At 70.5% G+C, this 8674-nt stretch carries 9 protein-coding genes; all 9 read left to right on the top strand.

Annotated elements, in window-relative coordinates:
• Window positions 1-833 (top strand): helix-hairpin-helix domain-containing protein (locus AC5LUJ_RS16780; protein ID WP_493465264.1); only part of this gene is annotated, 833 nt, incomplete at its 5' end.
• 1222 nt (window positions 834-2055) lie between these two features.
• Entirely contained in the window at window positions 2056-3414 is a 1359-nt protein-coding gene (locus AC5LUJ_RS16775) for a TadA family conjugal transfer-associated ATPase (protein WP_493465263.1), read from the top strand.
• Complete coding sequence (locus AC5LUJ_RS16770) at window positions 3414-4295, top strand: type II secretion system F family protein (protein WP_250284355.1); 882 nt, start codon at window positions 3414-3416, stop codon at window positions 4293-4295. Before AC5LUJ_RS16775 ends, AC5LUJ_RS16770 begins: the two co-directional genes overlap by 1 nt.
• The gene (locus AC5LUJ_RS16765) at window positions 4292-5239 is read left to right on the top strand and encodes a type II secretion system F family protein (RefSeq protein WP_250284353.1); all 948 of its coding nucleotides are present in this window, start codon (window positions 4292-4294) and stop codon (window positions 5237-5239) included. The genes AC5LUJ_RS16770 and AC5LUJ_RS16765 overlap by 4 nt, the downstream gene beginning before the upstream one ends.
• Before the next feature lie 110 nt (window positions 5240-5349).
• Window positions 5350-5628 (top strand): hypothetical protein, encoded by a 279-nt coding sequence (locus AC5LUJ_RS16760; RefSeq protein WP_493465262.1) that lies wholly within the window; start codon window positions 5350-5352, stop codon window positions 5626-5628.
• Between the two features lie 235 nt (window positions 5629-5863).
• Entirely contained in the window at window positions 5864-6262 is a 399-nt protein-coding gene (locus tag AC5LUJ_RS16755) for a TadE/TadG family type IV pilus assembly protein (RefSeq protein ID WP_250284348.1), read from the top strand.
• A 2-nt stretch (window positions 6263-6264) separates the two neighbouring features.
• On the top strand, window positions 6265-6921 hold the full coding sequence (locus tag AC5LUJ_RS16750; RefSeq protein WP_445548278.1) for a hypothetical protein: 657 nt from the start codon (window positions 6265-6267) through the stop codon (window positions 6919-6921).
• A 450-nt stretch (window positions 6922-7371) separates the two neighbouring features.
• Window positions 7372-7863, top strand: coding sequence for a GNAT family N-acetyltransferase (locus AC5LUJ_RS16745; protein WP_250290270.1), 492 nt, complete (start codon window positions 7372-7374; stop codon window positions 7861-7863).
• Between the two features lie 292 nt (window positions 7864-8155).
• Window positions 8156-8674 (top strand): cell division protein ZapE (gene zapE, locus AC5LUJ_RS16740; protein WP_493465261.1); only part of this gene is annotated, 519 nt, incomplete at its 3' end.

The following is an 8674-nucleotide window of genomic DNA, read 5'->3' as shown; positions in this document are numbered from 1 at the left end:
CCCTCGAGCCGGCCACCCTCGAGCCGGCTGCCCTCGAGCCGGCTGTCGGTGAGGACACCGTGGTGGCGGGCCAGCCGGATACCGGCGCTGCCGGCGGGCAGCCCACCCACGCGGAGGCCGGTGGGCCGGCCGCTGGCGTGGCGGAGGACCTCGACAACGCCGATCTCCGTGACGTCTGGGAGGCCCGCGAGGCCCGGGAGGGCCAGTCCTCCGCACTCCCCGATGGCCGCGGCCCCAGCGGTCGGCGAAGTCGCGATCATGTTTTTTTCGCGCTGCCGGCGGCGGAGGAGCCCGAGTTCCTCGAGGAGGATCCGGCTGTCGCCGCGGTTGTGCCGGTGCTCACCGCCCGGCCCGTCCCGGGCGCCCAGCCGGATCGTCGTTCCCCGGGCACAGCGCCCGTGGGCGCGGCATCCGGGGCCTCGGCACATGCGGGCCCGGTGCCCGCGGGGGCGTCGGCCACTCCGGGTAGCTCCTCCGGCGCAGCCATGGGCGCTTCGCCCGCCGCGTTGCCGGGTTCAGTGGCGCTGGCCGGGCTGACCTCGCTGTCCGGTTCCTCCGGCCCCGGTGGCGGCTCCGGCCCCCTCCCGCCGCCCGCCGCGGTGCAGGGCGCCCGCCGGGACAATCTCAAGGAGATCGTCGGGATCGGCCCAGTCGTGGAGGCACGGCTGCACGCGCTCGGCATCGTCAGCTTCCGCCAGCTCGCCGATCTCAACGAGGACGGGGTCAGCTGGCTCGGCAGCGTCCTGGAGGGTTTCGGCGACCGGATCGTCTCGGACGACTGGGTGGGCCAGGCCGGTTCCCTCCACGAACGCCACCACCGCGGCCGGGTCTGACCGCCGGACCAGGTAGCGCGGACCAGGTAGCGCGGACCAGCGTCCGCGGTCGCCCGGGCCGGGCGGATATGCGGTCGTCCAGGGGCAGGGACTGATCGAAATGTTACTGTCCGTCACTGAATGTCCGACCGCCGCCGGGTGTGGCAGGGGCGTCCACGGGCTGTCCGCGGCGTCCTGCGAAGCCATCCCGGGCGCGGCGGGCAGCCGATTCCGGTGCGTCCGCGCCGCCGCTGGCCGGTGGTGGCACCGACCGGCCGGGTGCGCTGGTCATGAATATGGCTACGGGCCGGTTCCGAGTACCGGTCGCTGATATTTCTGATCGGTATCAGAATTGATATCGAATGATTTATGGAAATTCTGACAATCCGTTCCCGTGGACGTTTCTCGGGCCTGGGCCGGGCGGTCCCGTGGGTGCCGCTCCGTGGGCCGGCGGATGATCCTGTTTCTTTCGGGGCGAGCGGGTTCGCATGTCAACCGGTATCGGTCGCGCATACGCCACGGTGGCGGCCCGCTCGTCACGGTTCCGGCAGCCGGCCGCGCGAGCGACGAGCCAGCGTGTTTCCCACCGGTTACGACCGCGTCCCGTGAACGCCGGACGGGCCGCTGCCGCCGCGATGCGCGCGGATATGGCCCGACGCTGGCGCCAGTTCCACCGGGGAGTGGTTGCCGGGATTTTCCGGCCGGGCCGGTGGAGCGTCCTCCCCGGTCCGCGGCCACCTGGCGGCCGGGGGCCGTTCCGGCTGTTTTCCCGAATGTCGCGACAGCGGGCCGGCCATTTTCCCGCCCGGCGCCCGGCCAGCCGGGTGATGGATGCGGAGAGTAACGGATGTTCGCCTGGGCATGTGATCGTTTTCTGCCGCCGTTGGGCTCCCCGTGGCCCGATGTGGGTGGACCGCAACGGCCATGCGAATATTGTCGCCGGGCGTCCACCTCCCTCCAGCCGAAGGCGATGCGATCTTGTTATCGCGCTGCCGGGGCCAGGGGGAGAACGGCCGAAGGTGGTGTGATCTTGCTTTTGCGCCGCCGGTGGGCAGCGGAGTGGTACAAGCCGAAGGTGGTCCGATCGTGATTTTTCGGACGACCGGCGAGCGGAGGGGCACGGTGTCGACTGCTTGATCGGACGCGACCTGATTTCTATGTTTCGTAGTATTTGTCCGGCTGACAACACTCCGAACGCATAACCAGGGGGGATCGGTCTTCCGTGGCGGCACGTGGTGACTGGATGGACGCCACCTCTCTCATCGAGGGTGAAGTGCGCGAACTCGTCCGGCGCCATTCCCTCGACCCGGTCGAGGAGCCCGTCCGCATACGCCAGCTCGTCGAGGACGTCCTCAGCGAATATGAGGAACGCGCGCTCACCAGCGATCTGCCGCCGATTGTCGACCGCTCCACCACCGCCCGGCTCGTCCACGACGCGGTCGCCGGATTCGGGGCGCTGCAGCGCCACCTCGACGACCCGGCAGTGGAAGAAATCTGGATCAACGAGCCCGGCCGGGTGTTCGTCGCCCGTAACGGGCGCAGCGAGCTGACCACGACGATCCTGACCGCCGACGGCGTCGCGGACCTCGTCGAACGGATGCTGAAGAGCTCCGGGCGGCGGGTGGACCTCTCCACCCCCTTCGTGGACGCCATGCTGCCGGACGGCTCGCGCCTGCACGTGGTCATCCCCGATGTCACCCGGGCCCACTGGTCGGTCAACATCCGCAAGTTCGTCCTGTCCGCGGCCAGCCTGGACGAGCTGGTCGCCCTGTCCACGATCACCGCGCCGGCCGCGGCCTTCCTGGAGGCCGCCGTCGCGTCCGGGCTGAACATCATCGTCGCCGGTGGGACGCAGGCGGGGAAGACGACGATGCTCAACTGCCTGGGCTCGGCGATGCCCGGGCGGGAGCGGGTCATCTCCTGCGAGGAGGTCTTCGAGCTCAAGCTCCGGGCGCCGGACTGGGTCGCCATGCAGACCCGCCAGGCCAACCTGGAGGGCACCGGGGAGATCCGGCTGCGGCGCCTGGTCAAGGAGGCGCTGCGGATGCGCCCGGACCGGATCATTGTCGGCGAGGTCCGGCAGGAGGAAGCCCTCGACCTGCTCATCGCGCTCAACTCGGGCCTGCCCGGCATGTGCAGCCTGCACGCGAACTCGGCCCGCGAGGCGGTCACCAAGCTGTGCACCCTGCCGCTGCTCGCCGGGGAGAACGTCAGCCACGCCTTCGTGGTGCCGACGGTCGCCGCGAGCGTGGATCTCGTCGTCCACCTGGCCAAGGACGCCAGCGGGCGCCGGCGGGTCACCGAGATCGTCGCGCTGCCCGGGCGTACCGAGGGGGACGTCATCGAGATCGCCCAGATCTACCGGACGCACGGCAGCACCCTGGTGCGGGCCGAGGGCTACCCCCCGCATGCCGAACGGTTCGCCCAGGCCGGCTACGACCTGCCCGCGCTGCTCGCCGCGACCGACCGTGACCGTGACCGTGACCGCGCTCGTGATCGTGATCGTGATCGTGATCGCGGCTATGCCGAGCGGGCCGCGCTGCTCGAGCGGTCCCCGCTGGGCGAACGATCATGGCTCGAGATCCGGGGAGGGGAGGGCTGATGGGTATCTTCCTCGGCCTGCTCTTCGGGCTCGGCCTGTTTCTCGTCGTCACCAGCGGCCGTCCCCGTGTCCGGCGTGACCCCGGCACCGCCAGATGGCGGGTGCGGACCAGGGAACTTCTCGCGCAGGCAGGTATCCCGGGGGTCAGCCCCGACCAGCTCCTCATGATCAGTGTTGGGGCCGGCCTGGTGGTCGGCCTGCTCGTCCTTGCCTTCACCGCCACCTGGTCGCTGGCCGGGGCGTTCTTCGTCTTCGCCGCCCTGCTGCCGCGGGCGATGGTGGTGCGGCGCCGGCGCACCCGCATGCACGACCTGCGCGAACTGTGGCCGGACGTGGTGGACAACCTGGCCAGCGCCGTACGGGCGGGGATGTCCCTGCCGGAGGGGCTCGCGTCGGTGGGGGTGCGCGGCCCGGTCCCGCTGCGCCCCGCGTTCACCCGCTTCGGTGAGGACTACCGGGCGACCGGCTCCTTCTCGGCGAGCCTGGACCGGCTCGCCGACGACCTCGCCGACCCGGTCGCCGACCGGATCATCGAGTCGTTGCGGATGGCGCGGGAGGTCGGCGGCACCGACCTCGGCCGGCTGCTGCGGACGCTGTCGGCCTTCCTGCGGGAGGACGCGCGCACCCGCGCCGAGCTGGAGACCCGGCAGAGCTGGACGGTCAACGCCGCCCGGCTCGCGCTCGCGGCACCGTGGGTCGTCCTGCTGATGCTGGCGACCCGCGGGGAGACCGTGCGCGCCTACGACAGCCCGACCGGCGTCGCCGTGCTCGCGACCGGCGGCGGCGTGTCGGTGCTGGCTTACATGATCATGAAATGGATCGGGCGGCTGCCCGAGGAAGGCCGGGTGCTGGGGAGCAGCCTCTCGGGGAGCCCGCGGTGAGCCCGGCGGCGACCGGCGCCCTGATCGGCCTGCTCACCGGGCTCGGGCTGCTCATCATCATCCGCCGGTCGCCGGTTGTCCGGCGGATCCGGCTGGCCGACCGGATGGATCCCTACCTGCGCGACGCCCCGGCGCAGTCCCGGCTGCTCGCCGACCGTCCGCGGAGCACGATGTCGTCCCGTAGCGGTCTGGAGGAGCTGCTGCGGCCTTTCGTGCGGGACGCGGCCCGGCGGCTCGACCGTTTCCTCGGTGGGCGCGCCGCCCTGACCCGGCGGCTGACCCAGGCTGGCGGACGGACGTCCATCGAGGAGTTCCGGGTCCAACAGGTGATCTGTTCCGTGGCCGGCGCGCTTGTCGGCGCGTTCCTGCTGCTCGTGCGGGCGCTCACCGGCGTCGGGCCGCCGCCGATCGTCGGCGTCGCCATGGTCGTCGCGGGGGTCGCGGGCGGGATCGTCGCCCGGGACTGGTGGCTGACGCGCGCGATCCGGGAACGCGAGGAACGGATACTGATCGAGTTCCCGACCGTGGCCGAGCTGCTCGCGCTCGCGGTGACCGCGGGGGAGAGCCCGATCGGCGCGCTGGAGCGGGTCAGCCGGCTCTCCCACGGGGAGCTCGGCCGTGAGCTGCGGCTGGCTCTCGCGGACGCCCGCGCCGGGGCCACCCTCGTCCAGGCACTCGAGGGCATGGCCACCCGGACGACGGTGCCGTCGCTGGCCCGGTTCGTCGACGGCATGGCCGTGGCCATCGAACGCGGCACACCGCTGGCGGAGGTGCTGCGGGCGCAGGCGGTGGACGTCCGGGAGGCGGGCAAACGCCAGCTGCTGGAGGCCGGCGGCCGCAAGGAGATCGCAATGATGGTGCCGGTGGTGTTCTTCGTCCTGCCGACCACTGTGATCTTCGCTTTCTATCCGGCGCTGGTCAGTCTTTCCTTCAACGCCCAGTGATGACGGCCGGTGATTTTCTGGAGATTTTCTCGCTGTCCGCCGAGCAGAGGCGTATCCGAAGTGCCCGAAGGGCTCGAAGAGCCCGGAAGAATGCGAAGGAGCTGTTGGCCGTGCGTGTGTTCGCGATGTTCGTGAGCCGCTGGGTGCTGGAGCGGGAGAGGCTGTCCCGGGCCGGGAGAGACCTGCTCGTGGCAGGGGCCGGGCAGGCCGGCGGCGACCGCCGTGACCGCCGTGACCGCCGTGACCGCCGTGACCGCGGGGACGTGCCCGGCTGGGTCATGGTCACCGTCATGACAGCAGCCCTGGTCGTCGCCCTGATGGCGGTCGCCGTGCCCCAGCTGCGCGATGTCTTCACCAATGCGATCGACTCCGTGGTCGGCAACGGCTGACCGCGCCGGGCCTCCCGCGCGAAGGCTCAAGATCGCCACCCTGTTCCCGGTGCGGGACCGCCTGTTCTCCCCGCTGTTCTCCTCGCGGGAGCATCGACCCGTTCCGGCGTGCCCGGCAGCGAGCGGGCGCGGGTTCGGGGGTTTCCCCGCGCGGCTGCGCGCCCGGGCGGCAGCGCCACGGCCGGCGTCCGAGCGCGCCTTGACGTCCGAGCGCGCCTTGACGTCCGAGCGCGCCTTGACCTCCGAGCGAGGCTCAGCGTCCGAGCGCGGTTCGGCGGTCGTCGAGTTCGTGCTGGTCGGGACGTTGCTGCTCTTCCTGTTCCTGGGGGTCGTCCAGGTCGGCGTGGTGCTGCACATCCGTAACACCCTGGCCGCGGACGCCGCCGAGGGCGCCCGGCACGCGGCGAACCTGAACATGCCCGAGGACTCCGGCGGCCCCTACGCGGAGCGGCTGATCGCGTCGTCCATCCCCGGGCGTGCCGACACCCGCTGCACCAGCGCCGCCACGACCGGCGCGTCCGGCGTGCCCCTGGTCGAGGTGCGCTGCCGGGTCGCCGTACCGCTGACGGTCCTGCCAGGAGGCGCGAAGACGACGATCACGGTCGTCGGCCACGCGGTCAAGGAGACCCCGTGAACATGCCCCCACGACACCAGCTCCGCCCGGGCCCCGACCCTGATCAGACGGACCCTGATCAGACGCGGGAGCGGGCGCCAGGTCGGGCTCGGCGACGCCTGCCGCGCCCGCACCGCGAGTGGCACCTACATCGCGCATGGCGCCGGTTCCGTGAGTGGGGCCGGCGAGGCGACCAGCGTCGGCCGCGCCCGCTCGACGACAGCGGCACCGCTCTGATCGAGTTCGTCGGCCTGTCGGTCCTGCTGCTCATCCCGTTCGTCTATTTCTTCCTCAGCGTGTTCGCCGTCCAGCGGGCCGCGTTCGCGGTGACTCAGGCCGCCCGGGCCGCCGGCCGGGCGTACGCCACCGCCGACAGCGAGGAGCAGGCCCTCACGCGCGCCCGGGTCGCCGCCGAGACGGCCTTCGCCGACCAGGGCCTCGACGGCGCCCCCGAGCTGCATTTCGCGCCCGAGGGAGCGGACTGCGGCGCCGGCAACCCCGGCGACGGCGCCGCGTCCCTGGCCCCCGGCTCCCGCTTCACCGTGTGCGTCCGCTCCGTCGCGGCGTTACCCGGAACAGCCCGGCTGTTCACCGGCCTCGCCGACATCACAGTCAACGGAAAATTCATAGTCGTAGTGGACGCCTACCGCCGCGACCGCACCCAGGCCCCCGCGGCATAAGGAGATTCTGGCCATCCGCTGAATTCCCGGAATCACGTGCTTTCATGCAGGCCTGGTCGACGTCGCCAGCATCCCGCTCGGCGGGTGACCCAGGATGTGAATCCAGCGCTACCCTGACAGCAGTGGAGCCGCATCCTTCGGAGGCTGCCCGGGCAGAGGTTTGCAGGGCTGTGTCTTGGTGGCGTCTCCTGTTCGTGCGTCGGTTGTGCGGCCGGCCGGTTATAGTGCTGACGCGGCTGTTTATGGCACGATGACGGAGGGCATGATCGTACTGGACGTGTCGGGATGGTTTCCCGCTCATCGATCTCCCGCATACACGTTGTAGGTGGAGCTGGACGGGATGATCAGCACATCTCCTCCGGCGCGGTGGATGGCCACAGTTGCCCGCATCCGTGTGTTTTCTGCCGATGGCGACGCGTGAACATCCCCACGTTGACGACGGGGCGGTTGGTGCTTCGGCCGATCTGTCGTGAAGATCTTGACGCGTCCACCGCCATCTGGTCCGACGCCGAGTTCGGGCGGTATGTCGGTAATCATGATCGGCACAGTATGTGGCACAACCTGGCGGCCAACATCGGCGCGTGGGAGCTGGAAGGGGCCGGCTCGTGGTCGGTGGTGGAGCGGGCCGCCGGCGCGCTGGTGGGCCGGGCGGGGCTGTGGTACGAGCCGGGATGGCCCGGGATCGAGCTGGTGTGGTTCATCGGCCGGCCCTGGTGGGGGCGCGGGTACGCGCCCGAGGCGGCACGCGCGTCCGGGACCTGGGCGTTCGCGAACCACGGTGTGAACCGGCTGGTGGCCATCCCGCACCGGGACAACCAGCAGTCCATCCGCGTCGCCGAGAAACTGGGCATGACGTTCGAGCGCTATGAAACTCTGCACGAGACCGACAGCGCCATCTACACGATCACCCGAGCCGAATGGGAAGCCCGCACCGGTGGCTGATCGCTGGGAGGTTTTTTCAGGACCCCTCTGGCCAGGATTGATGATGGTACTCCGACTCGCGGCGGTCTCATGGTTCTGATAATTGAAACAGGAGTTCTGAGCAAACCGCTGTACTGTTCCGGGAATATGGGTGGCCGGGCAGGTCCTGATCCGGTGGGACAGCACGACCGGGGCTGGGCCTGTCAGGAGACGATCAGGTTGCTGTCGCCGAACTCGACCGACACAACCTCGAGCAGGATGTTCTCCCCGAGCTCGGTCCAGGCCGCGTCGATCGGGGAACAGCGCAACCGGTGTGCTCGTGGCCGGTGAACGCGCGGACGTGGAGCGGTTCGTGAAGCGTTTGGAGGATGCCGCTGGGCGATCCGGGTTCGAGCTGGACGCGGCACAGGTGCGGGTCGCCGGCCGGCTTGCCCAGCTCGGCGCCGAGGTGTCGCGGTGGCGGGGCCCGTTCGGTCGGCAGCCGCGCGGGGTCTACCTCTGGGGGCCGGTCGGCCGGGGCAAGAGCTGGCTGATGAACGTGTTCTACGAGAGCGTGCCGACGGACAAGAAGCACCGGGTGCATTTCCACGAATTCTTCCGCCAGTTCCATTCGGCCTTTTCCCGGCATCGGCAGAAACGCCGGGCGGTGGACTTCGCGGTCGAGGAGCTCCTCGCCGGCTGCCGTCTGCTGTGTTTCGACGAGTTTCACGTCCATGACGCCGGCGATGCCATGTTGGTCAGCCGGCTGTTCACGTCGCTGTTCGAGAAGAAGATCACTCTGCTGGCCACGTCCAACTATCCGCCGGATGGTCTGCTGCCAAGTCCGATCTAT

The sequence above is a fragment of the Protofrankia sp. CiP1_Cm_nod3 genome (genome assembly GCF_982290655.1).
The sequence above is the reverse complement of the archived record's forward strand: the minus strand, read 5'-3'. Positions and strand labels throughout refer to the sequence as shown.

What these genes read in the sequence shown, in the direction of transcription:
- AC5LUJ_RS16775 (WP_493465263.1), top strand. Translation starts at nt 2,056, where the DNA reads ATGGACGCCACCTCTCTCATCGAGGGTGAAGTGCGCGAACTCGTCCGG.
- AC5LUJ_RS16770 (WP_250284355.1), top strand. Translation starts at nt 3,414, where the DNA reads ATGGGTATCTTCCTCGGCCTGCTCTTCGGGCTCGGCCTGTTTCTCGTC.
- AC5LUJ_RS16750 (WP_445548278.1), top strand. Translation starts at nt 6,265, where the DNA reads ATGCCCCCACGACACCAGCTCCGCCCGGGCCCCGACCCTGATCAGACG.